The following is a 19,528-nucleotide window of genomic DNA, read 5'->3' on the forward strand; positions in this document are numbered from 1 at the left end:
CCGCACGGTACTTGTGCGCGTTGTTGGCGTGTTCCTGGGCGTTGCGGTCGGCGTCGAGCGCGCGGCTGTCGGCCAGCGTGGCCGTGGCCGCGTGCATCGAGGTCTCGGCGGCGAGCGCGGCGGCGTCCACCGCGTTGCCGATGCCGACGGTGACCTTGGCCCAGTCCAGGCCGTCGGTCATGCCGGTGTCGACCAGTCGTTGCGCGGCGTTGCGCGCACGGGTGTTCGTCTCGATGGACGCCAGCGCGATGCGGTCGGCCGCTTCGGACTCCCGCGCCGCGTTGGCGCGTTCGACGTCGAGCAGCTCGTTGCGACCGAGCTGGCCGTGGGCGCGGCCGGGCTTGTCGTCGCGGAAGATCTGGTCCGCCTTGTGGGCCGCTTCCACGGCCCGCTTCATGGCGAACGTGACGTCTTCCAGGTGCTTGACCGCGTCGATGTTGGCCCGCATGATCTCGGCCCGCGCGCTCGCCGCCGCCTCGGAGCGGCGGGCGATCTGGTCGAGCTCGGTGACCGCCTTGTTGCGGTCCTCCAGTGCTTTCTGGATGGCCGCACGCATGTCGTGGTCGCGCTTGTTCGCCTCGTGGTAGTCGACGAGGTAGAACTGGCGGATCCGCGCGTAGTCGTTGCTCAGGAGGACGGCTTCGCCCTCGATCTTCACCTGCGGGCCGCCCATGGCGACCATGTCCCGGACACGGGCGATGATGCGGTCCTGCTCGGCCTTGTCGTCCTCGGCCTGCTGCTGGTCCCGCTTCAGGGCGATCTCGTAGCCGTAGGCCACGAAGTCCTTGATCGCCTGGTCACCCGCGTTCAGCGCGGCCTGCGCCCCCGCGCGGACGTGCGGGCCACCGGTGGCCGCCCAGCCCTCGACCTTGCGGCGGTTCTCTGCCTTCTCGACCTGCTTGCGCTGGTCGGCACGGGCCTGTGCCTCCGCCTGACCGTGGTCGAGGAACCAGATCAGCTTCTCTTTGGTGCCGACCGCCAACGCGGCTTTGGCCGCGTCGCGCACCTCGACGTCCTCCGCGTGCTCGGAGATGTCGGTGACGAGCATCTTGTAGAACTCGTGCTCCTCGTCCACTTCCTGCGGAGGAGGGTCGTTGGCGGCGGCCTGCTGGAGCACCGGAACCGGTTGTGCCGCGGCGGTTGCCTGCACCGTCCCACCGAAGAGCGTGAGGACGAGCGCCGCGGAAATGGGCACGACTGATCTGCGCCACACCGAGGTGGCGCCTGATGATCTTCTTTTCATGGTGTCAGCGATCCCCCAGATCGCGGTCGGCGGCGTCCTTCGCCGCCTCACGAGCGTGTTTGGCGACGGCCTGCCAGTGGGTGGCGGAGCTGGCGGCCTGGCCGGCCACGTCCTCCCACGACCTGCGGCCGTCGAGGGCCTCCTGCAGGATCGTCGTCCAGTCCTGGTCCGACTGCGCGGCACGGGCGTACTCGGCGACCTGGGCCCACATGGCCGCCTGCCTGTCCGCCTTCGCCTTCTCCGCCAACCAGTCCACAGAGGACTGATCGGCCTCGCGGTCGATGTCCTCCCAGGCCTGCTTGGCTTCCAGCCGGTGCTTGCGCGCCAGCTCCCCGCTCGCCTCGCGCTCGGCCTTCTCGGCCGCGACCGCGGAGGCCGTCAGGTGTGCGATCCGGTCGAGCCAGACCTGGTTCAGCTCGGTGGTGGTCCGGACGAACCGCTCGGTGTCGATCTCGGCGGCGATCTTCCACTCGTAGGCGAAGAACAGGCCGATCGACCGATCATCACCACCGCTGAGCGCGCGCACTGCCGCCGCACGCACCTGAACGCCGGGATCGTTGGCGGCCAGGTGGGTCACGTAGGCGCGGTCCTCCTCGGCCAGCCGGGCGAGGTTCTCCTGGCGCTTGTTGTCGTGGACGCGGTCCAGTTCCACCGCCCGGTCGTGTCCACTGTGGAGGTACTCCTGCCTGGCCGTGGCCGAGGAGCGCAACGCCTCCGCGGACGAGCCCTGCACCTCGCTGCCGGGGACCGCGGTCCGGTTGATCTCCCGGATCACGTCGCTGTCGAGCTTTTCCCGTGCGGTGGCACGGTCTTTCGCCTTGCGGTAGCCGACGAGGACGAACTCCCGGATCTTCGCCTCGTCGTTGGCGGCGACCGCCACGTACGCGGCGTCGCGGACCTCGGACGGCAGAGCGGAGTTGTACGACATCTGGAACACCGACTCGCGCATGGACGCGGCCAAGGCGGTGGTCGTCGTGGTGGTCACCACCGAGTCCGCGAACGCGGGTGTGGCGTGGACGGTTCCGACAACGCCGGCCGCGATCACTGCGGCCAGCAACGCAGGCATGAGCGTGTGACGCCCCATGGTTTCCCCCAGAAACTCACGTGGTGGGCTAGTCGCCCAAGGAGTTCCTAGCACCTGGAGCGCCTGTCAGGACACAAACCGTTACGTGACCCAGATCACACCGCATTGCGGATCAACCGGGCGGCGTGCGAGGTTTCCCAGGCATCCGACGACTGGGGAGTCGAGCGGCCGGGCCTGGGGGGTTCACGCCGCGCTTGGGGCAGATGCCGTCACAACGAATCTTGGGGGATTCACCTTGTCCAGACGCAGTCTGGGTGGCCGTGGCGTGCGCGGAGTCACCGCGCTCGCGGTCACCATCACGTTGGCGAGCGGCCTGTTCGCCACTCCGGCGCTCGCCGCTCCGCCCGGAGTGGACGCCTCGGCGCCACTCGGTGTGTCCACGGTCAGCTTCAACGCGGCGCTGGTGTCGGACTTCGACCAGAAGCTCGCGGCAGCCAGCACGATCAGCGCTTCGGTCACGTCCAGGGAAGCCAGGATGGCCGACCTGAACTTCGTCATCTGGATCTACAACAACGCCCCTCGCGACAGCGCGATCAAGCGCGAGGCGTTGAAGGCGCTCACGAACGAGACCGACGAGAACGCCTGCTACAACTTCATCGTCACCGGCATCCACCTCGCGTTCCGCGAGGACGTGCGGGCGATCCCGATCATGGACGAGCGGCACCGGCAGCGGCTTCGGGCCACGGACCTGATCGGCTGGATGAACGTCGACAGGTACTACCTGGACACGAACCTCAGCGAGTTCGTCACCAAGCTGTTCATCAACACCAACGGCACGGAGAACCCCGAGATCAAGGCGCGGGCCGCCGCCGTGCTCACCAACACCTCCACGGACGAGCAGCGCCAGAAGTTCGTGACCGAGGGCATCTTCGCCGCGTACGAGCTGGACGTGCAGCGCCGGATCGAGGCGGCTCAGCGGGAGAGCGCCGAGAACAAGGCGAGGGAGGACATGCTCAAGGCGCGCGCCGACGCCTGGCGCGTCGCTGCCCAGGCGGAGCTGACCACCTCGCTCAAGGTCATGACCGACAACGACTTCACCTGGGAGGTCTACCGGTCTCCGCTGGCGCGCAAGTTCGTCAAGGCCGCTGCCCAGAGCGCGTTGGACAGCCACGACGCGGCGGTGGTCAAGGCGTTCATCTTCACCGGCGTGCACACCGCGCACCAGAGGGACGTCGCCGAGGAAGACGCGATCCGCGCCGCGGAGACCGAGAAGCAGATCAAGGAGATCCTCGACCTCGCCAAGCGCGACGGGTACCTGCCGAACGTGGTCGCCGCCGCCACCGCCGCACTCGCCGGCGACCTCAAGGCGCGCAACGAGTTCCTCAACCTCGGCCGGTCGGAGGCCGCCAAGAGGGACCAGATCAAGCCCAGGCACGAGCTGGTGGTCGAGCTGCAGGGCAAGGCTTCCGGGCGGTGCGCGCAGATCGCGGGCGTCGACGCGCAGGCGATCGAGCACGGTCAGTACAACGAGCTGTGGGACTGCATCCGCCCGGCCCCCAAGCAGGTCTGGGCGCTGAAGCAGGTCGCCACCAACGAGTACCTGCTCATGAACGGGAACTCGCGGCAGTGCATGGACGGCCACAGCGACCTGCTGCGCCAGTACCCGTGTGACGCCAACAACGGTTACCACCGCTGGAGCTTCCTCGAGAACTCCGACGGCTCGTACCAGATCAAGAACGTCGGCACCGGCAAGTTCGTGACGGTCAGGGACAGCCAGACCCCGAACGCCACCCCCATCACCACCTACGGCAACACCAACGACGGCCACCAGCGCTGGCGCCTCATCGACCTGGTGCACCGCTCCGACGTCGCCGCGGTCACCGTCGGCCGCTACCAGCTCAAGGGCGTCCAGTCCGGTCGCTGCCTGCAGACCGCCGGCCTGTGGGAGACGCCGGGGCAGGGTGCGCTCGCGAACCTCGCCGGCATGGAGCTGTGGGACTGCGTCGGCGGCGGCAAGATGGCGTGGGACCTCATCGACCTGGGCGGCAAGCGGTACGCGCTCAAGAACGTGATGTCCGGCAAGTGCCTCGACGTCAAGAACGGCGTCCAGCTCAACGGTTCGCAGCTCATCCAGTACGACTGCCACCACGGGGACACCGAGCAGTTCGCGTTCTCCAGCCAGCCTGACGGCAGCTACGTCCTGGAGAGCGTGCTGGCCAGCAAGGCGGCGGACGCGATCGGCAACGCCGTCCAGAACGGCGCCGCGGTCGGCATCTGGGACGTCAACGGGACCTCGAACCAGAGGTGGACCCTGCACGTCATCTGATCGACGACCTGTGAAGGGCTCCCTCCGGTTCGCCGGAGGGAGCCCTTTCGTCGTGTGAGTGGGCCGCCAGGGACTTGAACCCCGAACCCGCCGCTTAAGAGGCGGCTGCTCTGCCAGTTGAGCTAGCGACCCGTGTTCAGTTGTGCGGTGTTCAGCCGCGCAGTCGGATGCCCGCGAGTCGAACGCGGTGTGTCCTCATCCCAAATGAGGCGGGTTGCCGTCTCCCTCGCATCCGTGAGTACCCCTGCCAGGAATCGAACCTGGACTTCGGCGTTCGTAGCGCCGCGCTCTGTCCGTTGAGCTACAAGGGCAGGAAAAACAATTGTGGAAATGCGCGCAGAATGAAGAAAGCCGCCCTGGTCGGTTTCCCGACGGGCGGCTCCCTGTCGCTCACGACCTGGTGGTCATGGCGGGGAGACTGCGCCCTTCACCTGCGGGAACGGTCGCGACGGTCGCACGGGAGCAGCGACTGCGGAGCGTCGCACCCGCTTCACCTTGCTCGTCATGTCCGTTCCCTTCGGTTTGAGGTAGCTCAAGATTACGGTCGGCTCCCCGCGTGGTCAATCGTATTTAAGAATTGCGTTCGTAGGTCATGAACGACACCCCGCTCTCGAACAGCTGCGCGTTGGTGCGCGCGAACTTCGTGATGCCGGCCTTCCCGTCGAACAGCGGGATGCCGCGGCCGAACACCACGGGGTGGATCTTGAGCAGCATCGTGTCGATCTCCGGCAGCAGGGCCGCGGCCAGCTTGCCGCCACCGCACAGCCAGATGTCCTGGCCGTCCTCTTCCTTGAGCGCGCGCACTCGGCCGACGACGTCCTCACGGACCACCTCGACGTCGGGCGGTGTGCCGGTCACCTGTGTCGACACCACGATCTGGCGCAGGTGTGCGTACGGCGACGCGAGCCCGCCCGGCACCTGGTAGGTGCTGCGGCCCATCAGGACCGTGTCGAAGTGCTTGTTCGGCGCGTCCTGCAGGCCCAGTGCCTCGCGGAACTGCGTCGGCAGCGTGTCCGGGTACTCGGCGTTGATGCCGGCCATGTGGTCGCCTTCGAAGATGAACCCGTCGAAGGTGCCGTCCTCGGCCGCGATGAAACCGTCGAGCGTGGTGGCGACGTAGTAAACGAGCTTTCGCATCCCCAGAACCTCCCTGTAGCTCCAACCACGACAACTGTAGTACTATGTGTGTAGTGGTTGCAAGGAGGAAATCGTGGTGAGGAACGAAGCGAGGCGGGCGGCGCTGCTGGACGCGGCGATCGACGTCCTGGCCGAAGAGGGCGCGCGCGGGCTGACCTACCGCGCGATCGACGCGAAGGCGGAGGTGCCGGCGGGGACCGCGTCGAACTACTTCGCGAGCCGCGAGGACCTCATGTCCGAGGTGATGACCCGTGTGTTCCAGCGGCTGCAGCCGTCGGACGCGACGGTCGCGGAGAGGCTCGCGCTGCCGCGGGACAAGGCGCTCAGCGTGCAGTTCATGCACGACATCATCAAGCGGGCGGACGCCGACAAGGCCTGCTACCTCGCGATGATGGAGCTCAGGCTGGAGGCGACCCGGCGGCCGGACCTGCGCACCGCGATCACGAAGACGGTCGCCGAGGGCCTCGACTTCAACGTGAGCTTCAACGAGGAGTCGGGGCTGCCGGGTGACCGGACGACCGTCGTGCTGATGTACCTCGCGATGACGGGGTTGATCTACGAACGGCTGACGCTGCCCGAGGTCCTCGCGGACGAGGACCTCGACCAGCTCGTCGAGGACCTGGTGAACCGGGCCATCGGTCCCGTCTAACGACTCAGCGGTCCGCCGGTGATCGTCAGCGCCACGGCGATCACCACGATGCCGAGCGTGCTGTAGAGGAACGCGTCCATCCCGCGCCCGCGGATCTTGATCAGCCCGGCCTGCTCGTCGGTCACCAGGACCCGCAGCACCGCCGCGACCAGCAGCGACACCCCGAGCAGCACCGCGCCCTGCCGCCAGTGGTACTGGAAGATGCGCACCAGCCCGAGCACCGCCACGCCCAGGACCAGCGCGAACGGCAGGTGCTTGCCCGCACCCGACCGCCAGCGCTGTTCCGGCATGAGCGCCTCGGCGTCAGACCGCTGCATGAGCGCGCTCGGCGGCTTCGACGGTGTTCGTCAGCAGCATCGCGATGGTCATCGGGCCGGACCCGCCGGGGATCGGCGCGAGGTGACCGGCGACCTCGGCGACCTCCGGCGCGACGTCGCCGACCAGGCCGGCCTCGGTGCGGGTGATGCCGACGTCGACCACGGCCGCGCCCGGCTTCACCATGTCCTTGGTGATCAGGCCGGGGGAGCCGGCGCCCGCGATCACGATGTCCGCCCGGCGCACCTCCGCTGCCAGGTCCTTGGTGCCGGTGTGGCACAGCGTCACGGTGGCGTTCTCGCTGCGGCGGGTCAGCAGCAGGCCGATCGGGCGGCCCACGGTCACGCCGCGGCCGACGACGGTGACGTTCGCGCCGGCAATCGGCACGTCGTAGCGGCGCAGCAGCTCCAGGATGCCGCGCGGGGTCGCGGGCAGCGGCGCGGTCTCGCCGAGCACGAGCTTGCCCAGGTTGACCGGGTGCAGGCCGTCGCCGTCCTTGCGCGGGTCGATGCGCTCCAGGACCGCGTTCGCGTCGAGGTGCTTCGGCAGCGGCAGCTGGACGATGTACGCGGTGACCTCGGGGTTCGCGTTCAGCTCGTCGATGACGGCCTCCAGCTCCTCCTGCGTGGTCTCGGCGGGCAGGTCGCGGCGGATCGACGCGATGCCGACCTTCGCGCACGCGGTGTGCTTGCCCTTCACGTACGAGTGCGAACCGGGGTCGTCGCCGACCAGGACGGTGGCCAGACCCACCGGCGTCGGCAGCGCGGCCACCCGCGCCTTCAGGTCCTCGAACAGCGCGTCACGGGTTTCCCGGCCGTTGAGCAGCGTCGCAGTCACCGCTTCATCTTCCCACTGGGCAGCGCGGCCACGCCGACCGACACCAGCGTCAGCACCACACCCACCACCGTCGGCACGGCCAGGTGCCCGCTCACCACGTCGAGCAGCACGGCCCCGACGAGCTGCCCGCTCACCCCGCACAGCCCGACCATCAGCACGCCGATGAACCGCACCGACACGATCGCGCCGCCCACGCCGACGATGCCCAGCAACCCGCCGAGGTACAGCCACCACTGCGCCGGGAACGCACCGGGCACACCGCGCAGCACGACCAGGTTGGCCAGCGTCAACGCCACCGTGCCGACCGCGAAGTTCACCAGGATCGTCGCCACCGAGTGCGCCGTCGCCTCGCGCACCAGCCCGTTCACCGCCTGCTGCCAGCCCATCAACAGCCCGGCGACCAACGGCAGCACCGCGAGCCACAACGCGCCGGGCGAGGTGAACTGGTGCGACACCGCCACGCCGACCGCGACGACACCGAGGCTCGCACCGGCGACCCGCGTCACCGTCAACGACTTCGGCTCACCCGGCCCGATGCCCGCCCGGTCCACCACGAGACTGCTGACGAGCTGCCCGACGACGACCGCGACCGTGAACACCGCCACACCGATGGTCGCGACCGCGATGCCCTGCGACCCGACCAGGAACGCGCCGCTGATCCCGCCGACGCATTCCCACCAGCGGATCCGGCGGTGCCGCAGCGCGTCGGCCAGCCGCGCCAGCCCCGCCCGGCCGGACGACCGGGACAACACGGCCGCGAGCAGCACGATCAGCCCGCCGCCGAAGGAGACCAACGCGGCCAGCAGGCCGTTCTGCAACGCCTGGGCCAGCGAGCCGTTGACCCGTCCCTGCACCGCGATGGCCACGCCACCGAGCGCCGCGAGCAGGCCGCCGGTGACCTGTGCGGACCGTGACAAGGGGCCTCCAGCTCCGTCGGGGGTGTTCTTGATCAGCTTTAACGGGGACGTCACCCGCGTTATGGTCGTCCCTCCACCGTTCGGCGCAGCGGCGGGGGACGTGTGCGATCCGGCGAGTTGCGGGGGAAGATGTTGGCGTGTCCGAGCCGAAGCCGTTGAACCCGACCGAGCAGGACGCCCTGGTGAAGCAGATCGGCCTGACCCTCATGAGGGCCGCGCCGGAGGACTGGCGCCGGGTCGTCGCCGAGTACCGCGCCACCGGCCGCTACTTCGAACTGGCCGCTGAGCTGCACATCGCTGACGGGTCGTCGCACGCGTGGGCTCCGCCGCGGGAGGTCGCGCAGCTGTTCGCCCGGTTGCGGGCCGGCATGCACCGCGAGGGCAGGGGCAGCTGGTCGAACGCCCGCTACCAGCTCGACCACCCGTCGAGCTACAACCTCGACTTCGACCGCGCCGAGCCGAAGTGGCAGACGCCTCCTCCGCAGCAGGCGTACTTCGACGAGATGCGGTTCTTCCCGCGTACCGACGAGAACGTGCCCGACTGGCTGCGCCGCAGGCTGAACCCGCCGACGCCGGTGTTCCGCACGGTCAGGGTGTTCGACGGCGCCGGGCCGAACGGCCGCCCGTCGGTCAACCGCCCGCCGGTGCCGGAGCCCGAGGTCGCGCCGCTGCTCGCCTACCTGTCGAACGCGCCGGTCGCCGTGGCCGGTCGTGGCTTCGACGCCGACGTGCTGGCCGTGGACTCCCCGCCGGTCGTGCCCGCCGGGTTCCAGACCGACGGCGTGTGGATCTGGCCCGCCGGCGTGTCCTACTACCTGCGCAAGTACGGCGTGCCGCCGGAGCCGGAGCTGGTCGAGCGGGCCCGCAGCAAGGGCTTCACCCTGGCCGAGGTGCCGGAGGAGACCAGGCTCGCCGCCGCCGCGAACATCGGCGCGCCCGCCGCACCTCCCGGCACGATGCTGCCGCCGCCCCCACCGGTCGAGGTCCGCAAGGAGCCGGAACCGGTCGCGCCGGAGCCGGAGGCGACCCAGTTCGTCGCGGCGCCGTCGTTCGACGACGAGCCGGGCCAGGAACCGACGCGGTTCGCCCCGGCGCCGTCGTTCGACGACGAGACCCCGCAGGAGTCGACCCGGTTCATGCCGGCACCCGACTTCGACGACGAACCGGAACCGCCGCGCGCGCCCGAACCCGAACCCGAACCGGTCGAGGTCACCGCCGAGCAGGCGCCGTTCGACGACGACCGCGAACCGGTCGACCTGCCGGTCTCCGTTCCGATGCCGGCGGACGACGGACCGCCCTACCGGGTCGTCTTCGACTCCGACGGCGTGCCGGACCGCATCGACGACCGGCACCTGCGCGACACCTACGGCGCGGGCATGGACCTCTTCGCCCCGCACCCGACGGAGGAGTTCCCGCACGTCACGGACGAGCGCGAAGAGCCGGAGCCCGTCGTCGCCGACGAGCCGGTCGCCGAGCCGGAGGTGCCGACCGCGGGCCCCGACGAGCCCGCGCTGTTCACGCACCAGCAGGAGGACGAGCCGGAGCTCTTCACGCACCAGCGCGAGGAGGAGCGCACCGACGCGTTCGTGCCGGAGGCCGAGGAACGCCCGCGCGACGCCATGCAGGACACGATGGCGTGGAGCCCGGTCCTCGACGAACCGGACGAGGACCCGGCCGAGGTCACCGAGGAGCACCCCGTCGTCGCGGTCGAGGCCGACGAGCCCGACCTCGCCGAGGAGGAGCTGCGCACGACCGCGGAGATCACCCCGCACGAGGTCCGCGCCGCCGAGCCGCCGCCGGTGCTGCCGGTGCTGCCGGTGCCCCCGGTGCTGCCGGCGCCGCCGGTCCCCGTGGTCGAGGAGACCGCCCAGTTCGACGCGGCCCTGTTCACCGAGGACGAGCCGGAACCGGAACCGGAGCCCGCACCGGAACCGCGCCAGGTCACGCCGGAGGAGGACCGCGAGCTCGCGGGCACCCGCCGCGCGCTGGACGACCTGAACGTGCCGCACGGCGTCTACCGGATCGGCGGCGAGCCGGCCGACCGCACCTGGAACCTGCACCTCGACGGTGACAGCTGGCAGGTGTGCTGGTTCGACCACGGCCCGAAGAACCCGGTGCGGTTCGACAAGGTCGAGGACGCCTCCGCCTACCTGGTCGGCAGGCTCGTGATGGGCAACTTCCGCACGATCCCGCCGCGCCAGACACCCCCGCCGGCTCCGCCACGCCCGATCGCCAACGGTTTCCGCGAGGAGCCGCGCCGTCCGGTGCCACCGCAGCGCCCGCCGATGCAGGCCCCGCCACCCCCGGCCCCCACGGCCGTGGTCCCGGCGCCGGCCTCCGCACCGGTCGCCGCCGCCGTGCAGCAGGACGACCCGGCCAAGCGGAAGTTCCCGATCTCCCCGCTGGCCGGCGAGCCGCCGCTGACGTTGTTCCGCCACAAGCAGATGTTCGAGCTGCCGGCGGGCACCGAGGTCGACCGCTACGGCGACCAGAGCGGCAACCTGGTCTACGTGGCGGGCACGCCGTTCCCGGAACGCAGCCTCGTGCCGTCGTGGATCAACCGCCCGTACCGGGTGTACCGCCTGCGCCGGCCGCTCGAGGTGCTGACCGGCGTGGCGGTGCCGTGGTTCGAGCAGCCCGGCGGCGGCACGGCCTACCTGCTGCCGAAGGCGGTCGAGGAGATGATCGCCGAGGGCGTGCTGGTGGAGATCACGGGCTCAGCTGACAACTAGCCCGTAAGCCGCTGCGAAGGCGATCGCGGTGTCGATGTCGATCAGGGCTCCGGCGAGCTTGGCCTGCCGGAGCCCGTTCGCGTCGATCAGCGCCCCGCGCAGGTCCGCGCCGTCGAGCTTCGCGTCGAGCAGCCGCGCGCCCATCAGGTCGGCCCTGCTGAGGTCGGTGTTGCGCAGGTCCGCCTCGCTCAGGTTCGTCTCGCGGAACCGCTGACCGCTGAGCTTCAGGCCGTGCAGCGGTGCCTTCACGAACGACGCCAGCGTGAAGTCGACCTCGGTGAACGTGACCGGCCGCAGCACGCAGTCGACGAAGTTCGAGCCCATCAGGCTGCACGAGGTGAAGCTCGACCGGGTGAGCACCGTGCGGTCGAACGTGCACTGCCGGAACGCCGTCGCGTGGTGCTTCGACTCGCCCAGGTCGGTCCTGGTGAAGTCGCACCGGGTGAACGTGCACCCCGTCGTGACCAGTTCGCGGAGGTCGGCCTCGGTGAAGTCGCAGTCGGTGAACGACCGCTTCTCCCAGTGCTGGTTCGGCATGTTCGCGTCGGCGTAGTCCTCGCCGACCTCTTCGACAGGGCCGATGTTCTCGACGGGGTTGTCCACGGCCCCTAGTGTGCCGGAGCGTCGCTCACCTGTTCGACCGGCGCGACGTTCTCCGACTCGCGCCGAGTCAGCACCAGCGGGGCGTCCTCGGTGATCGCGACGGTGTGCTCGGAGTGGGCGGTGCGCGAGCCGTCGGCGGAGCGGATGGTCCAGCCGTCCGGGTCGTAGACGATCTTGTCGGTGGTGCGGGCGAGCCACGGTTCGAGCGCGAGGGTCAGGCCCGGCTTGAGGGTCATGCCGCGGCCCGCGTGGCCCCTGTTCGACACGTGCGGGTCCTCGTGCATGGTGCGGCCGATGCCGTGGCCGCCGAACTCGGTGTTGACCGGGTAGCCGTACGAGCGGGCCACCTGGTAGATCGCCGCGGACAGGTCGCCCAGCCGGTTACCCGGCCTCGCCACCGCGATCGCCGCCTCCAGCGCCTCCTCGGTGGCGCGGATGATCCGCAGGTCCTCCTCGGCGGGCGTGCCGACGACCACCGTGCGGGCCGAGTCGGCGACCCAGCCGTCGATGCCGACCGCGATGTCGGCGGTGAGCACGTCACCGTCGCGCAGCACGTAGTCGTGCGGCAGGCCGTGCAGCACGGCGTCGTTGACCGACAGGCAGATGACGTTGCGGAACGGGCCCTTGCCGAACGACGGCGCGTAGTCCCAGTAGCACGACTCCGCGCCACGATCTTCGATCATGCCGCGGACGTGGTGCTCCAGGTCCATCAGGTTGACGCCCACGTCGGCGAGCCTGCCGACCTCGGTGAGGACCTCGGCCACGAAGCGCCCGGTCACGTGCATGCGGGCGATCTCCGCGGGGGACTTCAGTTCAATCACGAGCTACCTCACGAGCTGGGTTGGTATAGTTATACCGGCACCCTAGCACTTGTCGGTATAGTAATACCAACCTATCCTGGTGGCATGGTCCGTCAACCGCTCACGCCGGAGCAGATCGAAGCCGGCCGCCGCCTCGGTGCCCTGCTGCGGCGCGCACGGGCGGGCCGGGACCTGGTGGAGGTCGCCCAGTCGGCCGGCATCTCGCCGGAGACCCTGCGCAAGATCGAGACGGGCCGCCTCCCGACGCCGGGCTTCGGCACGATCATCTGCCTCGGCGAGGCGCTCGGCCTGCCGGTCCAGGAGCTCGCGGACACCTGGCGCGGCGCTGCTCAGCCGCTCGACGCCGTCTCCTGACCTCCGGGTGTGGTTGTCCACTCTCACACCCTCGGTCGCTCCCCGTGTTGGTAACGTGCGGGACGCCGGGCGACCTGCCCGACGTCAACGAGGACCGTCATTCGGGAAGGCTCATGACCCGCACGCCCGTGAACGTCACTGTCACCGGTGCAGCCGGCCAGATCGGCTACGCACTGCTGTTCCGCATCGCCTCCGGCCACCTGCTGGGCCCGGACACCCCGGTCAACCTGCGGCTGCTGGAGATCACCCCGGCGCTGAAGGCCGCCGAGGGCACCGCGATGGAGCTCGACGACTGCGCCTTCCCGCTGCTCAAGGGCATCACGATCACCGACGACGCGAAGACCGCGTTCGACGGCGTGAACGTCGCCCTGCTCGTCGGCGCCCGCCCCCGCACGAAGGGCATGGAGCGCGGCGACCTGCTGGAGGCCAACGGCGGCATCTTCAAGCCGCAGGGCGAGGCGATCAACGCCGGTGCCGCGGACGACGTGAAGGTGCTCGTGGTCGGCAACCCGGCCAACACCAACGCCCTCATCGCCCAGCAGCACGCGCCGGACGTCCCGCGCGAGCGCTTCACCGCGATGACGCGCCTGGACCACAACCGCGCCCTGTCGCAGCTCGCCAAGAAGCTGGGCGTCGCGGTCACCGACATCCAGAAGATGACGATCTGGGGCAACCACTCGGCCACCCAGTACCCGGACCTGTTCCACGCCGAGGTGGGCGGCAAGACCGCCGTCGAGGCCGTGAACGACCAGGCGTGGCTGGAGAACGACTTCATCCCGACCGTCGCCAAGCGCGGTGCGGCGATCATCGAGGCCCGTGGCGCGTCCTCGGCCGCCTCGGCCGCGAACGCCGCCATCGACCACGTCTATGACTGGGTCAACGGCACCGAGTGGACCTCGATGGCCATCCCGTCGGACGGGTCGTACGGCGTGCCTGAGGGCATCATCTCGTCGTTCCCGGTCAAGTGCTCCGGTGGTTCGTACGAGATCATCCAGGGCCTGGAGATCGACGAGTTCTCCCGCGCCCGCATCGACGCCTCCGTGGCCGAGCTGGTCGAGGAGCGCGACGCGGTCAAGGGCCTCGGCCTCATCTGATCCACCGCGCGGATTTCGTGGCACTGTGGGGCACGTGCTGATTCCCTGGCCCGTGCCCCAGCCGCAGATCTCCGACGACGTGCACCCCGCGCTCGCTGACGCCGCCCGTGCGGCGTCAGCGGCGTACGGGCGGGCACGTTCCGCACACACCCGTCTCGAGCTCCGCGAGGAAGTCGCGGACGGTGCCGACGGAACGCCGACGATGCGCGTGGACCGCATCGTCGAGGACGCGATCCTGGAGTCGATCCACCGCAACCGCGTGAACCTGCTCTCCGAGGAAGCCGGCTTCGTCGACAACGGCTCGGCGGTCACCCTCGTCATCGACCCGGTCGACGGGTCCGCGAACGCCGCGTTCGGTGTTCCGCTCTCCTGCTTCGCCGGTGCCGTTGTCGTTGACGGCACGGCTACCGAAGCGTTGACCACGTGGTTCGACACGGGCCGTGCGTGGCATGCGCGCACGGGAGTCGACACCGCGTTCCGCACGACCGGACGCACGTCGTTGGACGGTGCATCGATCTGCCTGATGCGGCCCAAGACCGGCACTCAGGACGCGTGGCTGCGCATCGCGAACCGCGCCGACCGCATCCGGGTGCTCTGCACGACGTGCCTGGAAACCATGCTGGTGGCGGAGGGGACCGTCGACGGCTTCATCGATCCCGGAACCGATACACACCGGATCATGGACCTGGCCACGGCGCTCGTCACCGTGCCGGCCGCCGGTGGGGTGCTGGTCGACCTGCACGGCCGCCCGTTCACGTTCGACCCCGACCTGTCCCGCCGGTGGTCGGGCGTGGCGGCAGCGACTCCTCAGCTGGCCGAGGAGCTCATCGCGACCGCTCTGGGTTAAACGGTGCCCCGTGGCTCGACGGTGCAGTCGGGTCCGGGGAACACCAGGCCCTCGTGCCCGTCGTTGAAGCGGACGAGGTAGGGCGGGGCGCCGTCGGTGCCGCGGACCTCGAGGATCTCGCCGAGGCGTTCCTCGAGACCGACCGAACGGCTGTGGACGTGGAGCCTGTCACCAACTGTTGCTTGCATGGCGCTGCGACACCTCCGGGTGCGGCATGAGGTCAGGCGTCAAAGCCTAGGCCGCCACCGGAGGTGTGCAACAGGGACTCAAGTACTCATCCACCGCAGGCGGCGGACACCTTCGCCGCCAGGTCCGCCTTCTGCGTGACCCAGTCGGCCGCGGAGTTGACGTTCTGCATGCCGTTCGCGGCTTCCTCGAGCGCCTTCTTCACCTGCTCGTCCGGCGCGGAGTTGGCGAGGTTCTCCAGCTCGGTCGCCTTGGCCTTGGTGTCCTCCAGCGCCTTCTGCGGGTCGCTCATGTCCGGCGAGAAACCCACCAGCTGGATCGCGTCGGCGCACAGCTTCACCTTGTCCGCGGTGTCGCTGACGCCCTGGATCGTGTCGCAGGCCGTCAAGCTGCCCAACGCGATGACGGCTGCCGCCAGCGGTCCGATAAGGCGCATTCGTTCTCCCTTGTGCCCGAAGTGTCCGTTTGTGTTGCTTCCGACTCTACCGACCTGCGGTTACCGGTGGGCGTGTTCTCCGACCTGCCGCTGGTAGAGCTTTCGGATGACGTCGTCGATCTCCGGCTCCACGACGGCCAGGTCGTGCACCTCCACCTGCTGCACCACCCTGGTGATCAGCTGCGCCGCCGTCGTCTCCGCCCGCCGGAACGTGAGGTGGTGGCGCAGCCCGTTCGCCTCGCTGCGCACCGCCGTCACTCCAGGGACGTCCGGCGCCGGACCGGGTTCCTTCAGCTCGATGACCAGCTCGCGGTCGGGGGTGACCTCCTCGCGCAGGGCGTCGAGCGGCCCGTCGGCGAGCACCCGGCCGTGGTCGATCACCATGAGCCGCGGGCAGAGGCGTTCGATGTCGTCGAGGTCGTGCGTGGTCAGCAGCAGCGTGGTGCCGCGGCGGGTGTTGATGTCCTTGAGGAACTCCCGCAGCCGCTCCTTGGACTCGAGGTCCAGGCCGATCGTCGGTTCGTCGAGCACCAGCAGCTCCGGCGCGTGCAGCAGGGCGGCGGTGATCTCACCGCGCATCCGCTGGCCCAGTGAGAGCTGCCGCACCGGCGTCAGCAGGAACTCCCGCAGCCCCAGCAGCTCCACGCACTCGTCGAGGCGTACCCGGTAGTCCGGCGGCGGCACCCGGTAGATCGACCGGAGCAGGTCGAAGCTGTCCTTCAGCGGCAGGTCCCACCAGAGCTGGCTGCGCTGGCCGAACACGACGCCGATCCGCTTCGCGAGGTCGCGCCGCTGCCGGGCCGGGTCGACGCCGCTGACCTGGATGCGGCCGCTGGACGGCACCAGGATCCCGGTCAGCATCTTGATGGTCGTCGACTTGCCCGCACCGTTCGGGCCGACGTACCCGACGGCCTCACCCGCCGCCACGTCGAAGCTGACCCCGTCCACCGCGGTGACGGTCTTGTAGTTGCGCCGCAAGCCCTTGGACGTGGCGACCTTGAACTCCCTGCGGAGCTCCCTGACCTCGATCATGATCCTGTTCCCCGGTAGTGCCTGACCGCGAACCGCCACACCAGCCCGGCGGCCACGGCCGCCAGTCCCGCGACGAGCGGTGATGTCCACCCGACCCAGCCGGGCAGGCCGAGCGGGTCCTGTCTGCCGAGCAGCGCGAGGCTCGGGTAGTACGCGATGAACGCACCCGGCACGACGAACGCCATCAGCCAGCGCAACGGCCGTGAGTAGACGTTGATCGGGTACGAGGTGAAGGCCGCGCTGCCGTAGGTGACCGCGTTCGCGAACTCGCGGCCGTCGACGATCCAGAAGCAGATCGAGCACGCGACCACCCAGACCGCGCTGTAGATGACCGCCCCCGCCACCGGTGTGATGACGACCAGCGCCACCTTCGCCGGCGTCCAGTCGACCACGACGTGGGTGAGGGCGTAGACCATCACCGCGACCGCGCCGGCGATCCGCCCGATCCGCCGCAACCGGATGTCGGACACCATGATCTGCGGCAACGTGCCGAGCGGCCGCATCAGCAGCACGTCGAAGCTGCCGGTGCGGATGTAGGTCGGCAGGTTGTCGAGCTGCCCCGCGAACAGGTCCGCGACCCCGAACGCGGCCCCGGCGAACGCGTACATCAGCAGCACCTCGTCGCGGCTGAACCCGCCGAGCGCGTGGACCTGGTTGAACAGCACCAGGATCACCAGCAGCTCGTACCACTGCGCGATCACCTGCGTGACGAAGTCCAGCGCGAACGACGCGCGGTAGGACAGCTGGCTCCGCAGCCGCGCGCCGATCAGCCGCGGGTAGATGACGTCAGCCACCCTGCACCACCACCCTGCGCACCGCGCGCCGCAGCGCGAGGTGGCCGAGCGCGAGGATCACCGCGGCCCAGAACAGTTGGTACAGCAGCAGTTCCACCACGCTGCCGTGGCCGAGGAACACGTCGATCGGCGCCTGCAGCAGCGCCGGGAACGGGCTCAGCCACAGCAGGTCCCGCGCCCACTCCGGGAAGAACGCGATCGGCACGGTCAGCCCGCACAGCAGGCCGGACGTGACGTTCCAGAACCCGTACAGCCCGCGGTTGTCGATCAGCCAGAACGCGCTGACCTCCACCAGGAACCGCACCCCGAAGCTGCACACCAGCGCGATGAGCGCACTCACCAGGAACAACGGCCACGTGACCGCTCTTTCGGGGAACTGGAAGGGGAACACCAGCATGCCGAGCAGCACCGGCGGCGCGAACCTGACGAGGAACGCGTACCCGCCACGTCCGACGTCCTGGGCCAGCAGAGCGCTCTGCAGGTGCCACGGGCGGTAAAGATCGACGACGACGTCACCGGATCGCACTCGCTCGGCGAGCTCGTTCGGTCCCCACAGCAGGACGAACCCGAGCAGCCCCTGCCCGATCCAGACGTACGTGTTGGTGGCAGCGATGTCGTAGTCGGCGATCTCCCCGTTCGCCGCCTTGAGAGCGGCGACGAGGACGGCGACACGCAGCAGCCCGAAGACCACGTTCGTGGTCATCCCGGCCAGCATCGCTTGACGGTAGGTCGAGTACCTTCGGAAACCAGCAATGATCAAATCGGCGTGAACACGCACAGCGGTCCACGTTACGACCGGTCGCAAGTGGATATTTCAGCTGCCGAACGCGGCCGTGACCGTCTCCCCGACATCGGCCGGCGACCCGAGGCACAGGTAGTAGCTCCGCTCACCGTCCTTGAAGCCGACGGCGATGATGTCCCACCCGGCGGTGTCCACGCCCGGCTTGGTGTTCGCCTTCATCACTTCGGGCGAACACGACTTGGCGAGCTCGGGCGCCTTCGCCAGGTCCTCCGGGTCCGCGGTCGGGATCGGCCCCGAAAGCCACCCGCCGGAGAACGCCTCCCAGAAGTGCTCCTCGGAACAGCTGCCGGTGCGCCGCGCCGTGGCAGCCGCACCACCGGCCTGGACCGTGCCGCGAAAACAGGTCGACTGGTCGACGCAGAACCCGCTGTCGCACACCTTGAGGAACGGTGGCACGGACTCCAGCGCGACCTCGTTCGTCTTCCGCTGCTGCGGGTCCTGGGTGCCGGCCTGCGTCTTGTCACCGTTGAAGCTCCACACCAGCACCCCGGCCGTGACCGCCAGGACCGCCGCCGCCGCCGTGATCAGCGGCCACTTCCTGGTGCTCTTCGACTGCTGGGGCGTCAGGCTCTGCAGCTCGTCCCTCAACTGCGCCGCACTCGCCGTGCGCTGCGTCGTGTCCGGGTGCAACGCCCGCGCAATCGTGTCGTGCAACGCCTGCGGCACCCCGCTGACCGCCGGCACCGGCTTCCTGAGCACCTCACCGAGGTGGTCGAAACTGGTGATCGGCCACGGCACCGGCCGCGGCGGCCGGCCGGCCAGCAACGTGTAGAGCGTGGCCGCCAGCGAGTACACGTCGGCCTGCGGCGTCGGCTGCGCCATCGCAAAAGCCTCAGGCGGCGCGAAGCTGGGGCTCAGGGCGTCCCGCGTGACCGTGCTCCCGCCCTGCGCGTCGAGCAGCGCCGCCAGCCCGAAGTCCGCGAGCTTCGGCGTCCCATACCGGTCGACCAGGATGTTGCCGGGCTTGATGTCCCGGTGCAGCACACCCACCTCGTGCGCGGCAGCGAGCGCATCCGCCAGCTTGATCCCCAGATCCCGCACCTGCTCCGCCGGCAGCCGGCCTTGCCCCTCCAGCTGGTCCGCCAACGACCCGCCGTCACACAACTCCATCACCAGGTACGGCGTGCCGTTCTGCGTGATGTTCGCGTCGTGCACCCCCACGACGTGCGGATGCCCGCTGAGCTTGGCCGCCGCGTGCGCCTCCCTCACGAACCGCCTGCGATCCCGCTCATCGGCCAGCACCCGGTTGTCGATCTTCACGGCGACGTCGCGGTCGAGCTGGGCCTGGTGGGCGCGGTAGACGGTGGCGAAACCGCCGGAGCCGAGGGGTCTCAGGAGGGTGAGGCCGGGGATGTGGGGTGCGGTCACGCGCGGGAGCC

General features: G+C 69.7%; 19 protein-coding genes, 2 tRNA genes and 1 pseudogene. 6 read left to right on the top strand and 16 right to left on the bottom strand.

Features of this window, described 5'->3' with window-relative positions; translation table 11 throughout:
- Positions 1-811 precede the first annotated feature (811 nt).
- Together BBK82_RS56725 and BBK82_RS18230 are read right to left on the bottom strand one after the other, a co-directional pair.
- Positions 812-1,243, bottom strand: a pseudogene (locus tag BBK82_RS56725) (hypothetical protein); the annotation flags it as partial.
- A 4-nt stretch (positions 1,244-1,247) separates the two neighbouring features.
- A complete protein-coding gene (locus tag BBK82_RS18230) occupies positions 1,248-2,309 on the bottom strand; it encodes a hypothetical protein (protein WP_065916070.1) in 1,062 nt (353 codons plus the stop codon).
- Positions 2,310-2,562: 253 nt separating this feature from the next.
- Between BBK82_RS18230 and BBK82_RS18235 the strand changes: the two genes are divergently transcribed.
- Complete coding sequence (locus BBK82_RS18235; protein ID WP_154697372.1) at positions 2,563-4,593, top strand: RICIN domain-containing protein; 2,031 nt, start codon at positions 2,563-2,565, stop codon at positions 4,591-4,593.
- Between the two features lie 59 nt (positions 4,594-4,652).
- On the opposite strand, the gene BBK82_RS18240 is transcribed toward BBK82_RS18235, so the two are convergent.
- The 3 genes from BBK82_RS18240 to BBK82_RS18250 form a co-directional block, all read right to left on the bottom strand.
- A tRNA-Lys gene (locus BBK82_RS18240) sits at positions 4,653-4,725 on the bottom strand.
- A 107-nt stretch (positions 4,726-4,832) separates the two neighbouring features.
- Positions 4,833-4,904 (bottom strand) — tRNA-Arg (locus BBK82_RS18245).
- Positions 4,905-5,163: 259 nt separating this feature from the next.
- Positions 5,164-5,730: a dihydrofolate reductase family protein gene (locus BBK82_RS18250; RefSeq protein ID WP_065916072.1), complete on the bottom strand. Its 567-nt coding sequence runs from the start codon at positions 5,728-5,730 to the stop codon at positions 5,164-5,166.
- A gap of 73 nt (positions 5,731-5,803) precedes the next feature.
- On the opposite strand from BBK82_RS18250, the gene BBK82_RS18255 reads away from it, so the two are divergent.
- Positions 5,804-6,379 carry a TetR/AcrR family transcriptional regulator gene (locus BBK82_RS18255; RefSeq protein ID WP_065916073.1) on the top strand — a complete coding sequence of 192 codons (576 nt, stop codon included), beginning with the start codon at positions 5,804-5,806 and terminating at the stop codon, positions 6,377-6,379.
- Here BBK82_RS18255 and BBK82_RS18260 read toward each other — a convergent pair.
- The 3 genes from BBK82_RS18260 to BBK82_RS18270 are packed head-to-tail and all read right to left on the bottom strand — an operon-like array spanning position 6,376 to position 8,448.
- Positions 6,376-6,669: a DUF3017 domain-containing protein gene (locus BBK82_RS18260; RefSeq protein ID WP_065921163.1), complete on the bottom strand. Its 294-nt coding sequence runs from the start codon at positions 6,667-6,669 to the stop codon at positions 6,376-6,378. The two genes, BBK82_RS18255 and BBK82_RS18260, sit on opposite strands and share 4 nt — an antisense overlap.
- 13 nt (positions 6,670-6,682) lie before the next feature.
- Entirely contained in the window at positions 6,683-7,531 is an 849-nt protein-coding gene (locus tag BBK82_RS18265) for a bifunctional methylenetetrahydrofolate dehydrogenase/methenyltetrahydrofolate cyclohydrolase (RefSeq protein ID WP_065916074.1), read from the bottom strand.
- Positions 7,528-8,448 (bottom strand): DMT family transporter, encoded by a 921-nt coding sequence (locus BBK82_RS18270; protein WP_065916075.1) that lies wholly within the window; start codon positions 8,446-8,448, stop codon positions 7,528-7,530. Before BBK82_RS18270 ends, BBK82_RS18265 begins: the two co-directional genes overlap by 4 nt.
- Before the next feature lie 137 nt (positions 8,449-8,585).
- On the opposite strand from BBK82_RS18270, the gene BBK82_RS18275 reads away from it, so the two are divergent.
- Positions 8,586-11,180, top strand: a complete 2,595-nt coding sequence (locus BBK82_RS18275; RefSeq protein ID WP_065916076.1) for a TNT domain-containing protein — start codon at positions 8,586-8,588, stop codon at positions 11,178-11,180.
- On the opposite strand, the gene BBK82_RS18280 is transcribed toward BBK82_RS18275, so the two are convergent.
- Positions 11,166-11,717 carry a pentapeptide repeat-containing protein gene (locus BBK82_RS18280; RefSeq protein ID WP_065921164.1) on the bottom strand — a complete coding sequence of 184 codons (552 nt, stop codon included), beginning with the start codon at positions 11,715-11,717 and terminating at the stop codon, positions 11,166-11,168. The genes BBK82_RS18275 and BBK82_RS18280 overlap by 15 nt on opposite strands.
- 71 nt (positions 11,718-11,788) lie before the next feature.
- Complete coding sequence (gene map / locus BBK82_RS18285) at positions 11,789-12,604, bottom strand: type I methionyl aminopeptidase (RefSeq protein ID WP_065916077.1); 816 nt, start codon at positions 12,602-12,604, stop codon at positions 11,789-11,791.
- Between the two features lie 84 nt (positions 12,605-12,688).
- Between map and BBK82_RS18290 the strand changes: the two genes are divergently transcribed.
- The 3 genes from BBK82_RS18290 (at position 12,689) to BBK82_RS18300 (ending at position 14,899) form a co-directional block, all read left to right on the top strand.
- A complete protein-coding gene (locus tag BBK82_RS18290) occupies positions 12,689-12,958 on the top strand; it encodes a helix-turn-helix domain-containing protein (protein WP_065916078.1) in 270 nt (89 codons plus the stop codon).
- A 113-nt stretch (positions 12,959-13,071) separates the two neighbouring features.
- Positions 13,072-14,052 (top strand): malate dehydrogenase, encoded by a 981-nt coding sequence (locus BBK82_RS18295; protein ID WP_065916079.1) that lies wholly within the window; start codon positions 13,072-13,074, stop codon positions 14,050-14,052.
- 34 nt (positions 14,053-14,086) lie between these two features.
- A complete protein-coding gene (locus BBK82_RS18300) occupies positions 14,087-14,899 on the top strand; it encodes an inositol monophosphatase family protein (protein WP_237048242.1) in 813 nt (270 codons plus the stop codon).
- Here the strand turns inward: BBK82_RS18300 and BBK82_RS18305 are convergent.
- From BBK82_RS18305 to BBK82_RS18330, 6 genes are all read right to left on the bottom strand, one after another.
- Positions 14,896-15,087 (bottom strand): DUF1918 domain-containing protein, encoded by a 192-nt coding sequence (locus BBK82_RS18305; RefSeq protein ID WP_065916081.1) that lies wholly within the window; start codon positions 15,085-15,087, stop codon positions 14,896-14,898. The two genes, BBK82_RS18300 and BBK82_RS18305, sit on opposite strands and share 4 nt — an antisense overlap.
- Positions 15,088-15,173: 86 nt before the next feature.
- Positions 15,174-15,521 carry a hypothetical protein gene (locus BBK82_RS18310; protein WP_065916082.1) on the bottom strand — a complete coding sequence of 116 codons (348 nt, stop codon included), beginning with the start codon at positions 15,519-15,521 and terminating at the stop codon, positions 15,174-15,176.
- A 60-nt stretch (positions 15,522-15,581) separates the two neighbouring features.
- Positions 15,582-16,553: an ABC transporter ATP-binding protein gene (locus BBK82_RS18315; RefSeq protein ID WP_065916083.1), complete on the bottom strand. Its 972-nt coding sequence runs from the start codon at positions 16,551-16,553 to the stop codon at positions 15,582-15,584.
- Positions 16,550-17,347 (bottom strand): ABC transporter permease, encoded by a 798-nt coding sequence (locus BBK82_RS18320; protein WP_065916084.1) that lies wholly within the window; start codon positions 17,345-17,347, stop codon positions 16,550-16,552. Before BBK82_RS18320 ends, BBK82_RS18315 begins: the two co-directional genes overlap by 4 nt.
- Complete coding sequence (locus BBK82_RS18325; RefSeq protein WP_237048244.1) at positions 17,340-18,062, bottom strand: ABC transporter permease; 723 nt, start codon at positions 18,060-18,062, stop codon at positions 17,340-17,342. Before BBK82_RS18325 ends, BBK82_RS18320 begins: the two co-directional genes overlap by 8 nt.
- Positions 18,063-18,161: 99 nt before the next feature.
- Positions 18,162-19,517 (bottom strand): serine/threonine-protein kinase, encoded by a 1,356-nt coding sequence (locus BBK82_RS18330; RefSeq protein WP_065916086.1) that lies wholly within the window; start codon positions 19,515-19,517, stop codon positions 18,162-18,164.
- Positions 19,518-19,528 lie beyond the last annotated feature (11 nt).

This window comes from Lentzea guizhouensis, from assembly GCF_001701025.1.
Classification (GTDB): domain Bacteria; phylum Actinomycetota; class Actinomycetes; order Mycobacteriales; family Pseudonocardiaceae; genus Lentzea; species Lentzea guizhouensis.

Bases quoted from the DNA above. Each gene is read 5' to 3' on its own strand.
- BBK82_RS18230 (WP_065916070.1), bottom strand. From the start codon at position 2,309: ATGCCTGCGTTGCTGGCCGCAGTGATCGCGGCCGGCGTTGTCGGAACC.
- BBK82_RS18250 (WP_065916072.1), bottom strand. From the start codon at position 5,730: ATGCGAAAGCTCGTTTACTACGTCGCCACCACGCTCGACGGTTTCATC.
- BBK82_RS18260 (WP_065921163.1), bottom strand. From the start codon at position 6,669: ATGCCGGAACAGCGCTGGCGGTCGGGTGCGGGCAAGCACCTGCCGTTC.
- BBK82_RS18280 (WP_065921164.1), bottom strand. From the start codon at position 11,717: ATGCCGAACCAGCACTGGGAGAAGCGGTCGTTCACCGACTGCGACTTC.
- BBK82_RS18290 (WP_065916078.1), top strand. From the start codon at position 12,689: ATGGTCCGTCAACCGCTCACGCCGGAGCAGATCGAAGCCGGCCGCCGC.
- BBK82_RS18295 (WP_065916079.1), top strand. From the start codon at position 13,072: ATGACCCGCACGCCCGTGAACGTCACTGTCACCGGTGCAGCCGGCCAG.
- BBK82_RS18305 (WP_065916081.1), bottom strand. From the start codon at position 15,087: ATGCAAGCAACAGTTGGTGACAGGCTCCACGTCCACAGCCGTTCGGTC.
- BBK82_RS18310 (WP_065916082.1), bottom strand. From the start codon at position 15,521: ATGCGCCTTATCGGACCGCTGGCGGCAGCCGTCATCGCGTTGGGCAGC.
- BBK82_RS18315 (WP_065916083.1), bottom strand. From the start codon at position 16,553: ATGATCGAGGTCAGGGAGCTCCGCAGGGAGTTCAAGGTCGCCACGTCC.
- BBK82_RS18325 (WP_237048244.1), bottom strand. From the start codon at position 18,062: ATGCTGGCCGGGATGACCACGAACGTGGTCTTCGGGCTGCTGCGTGTC.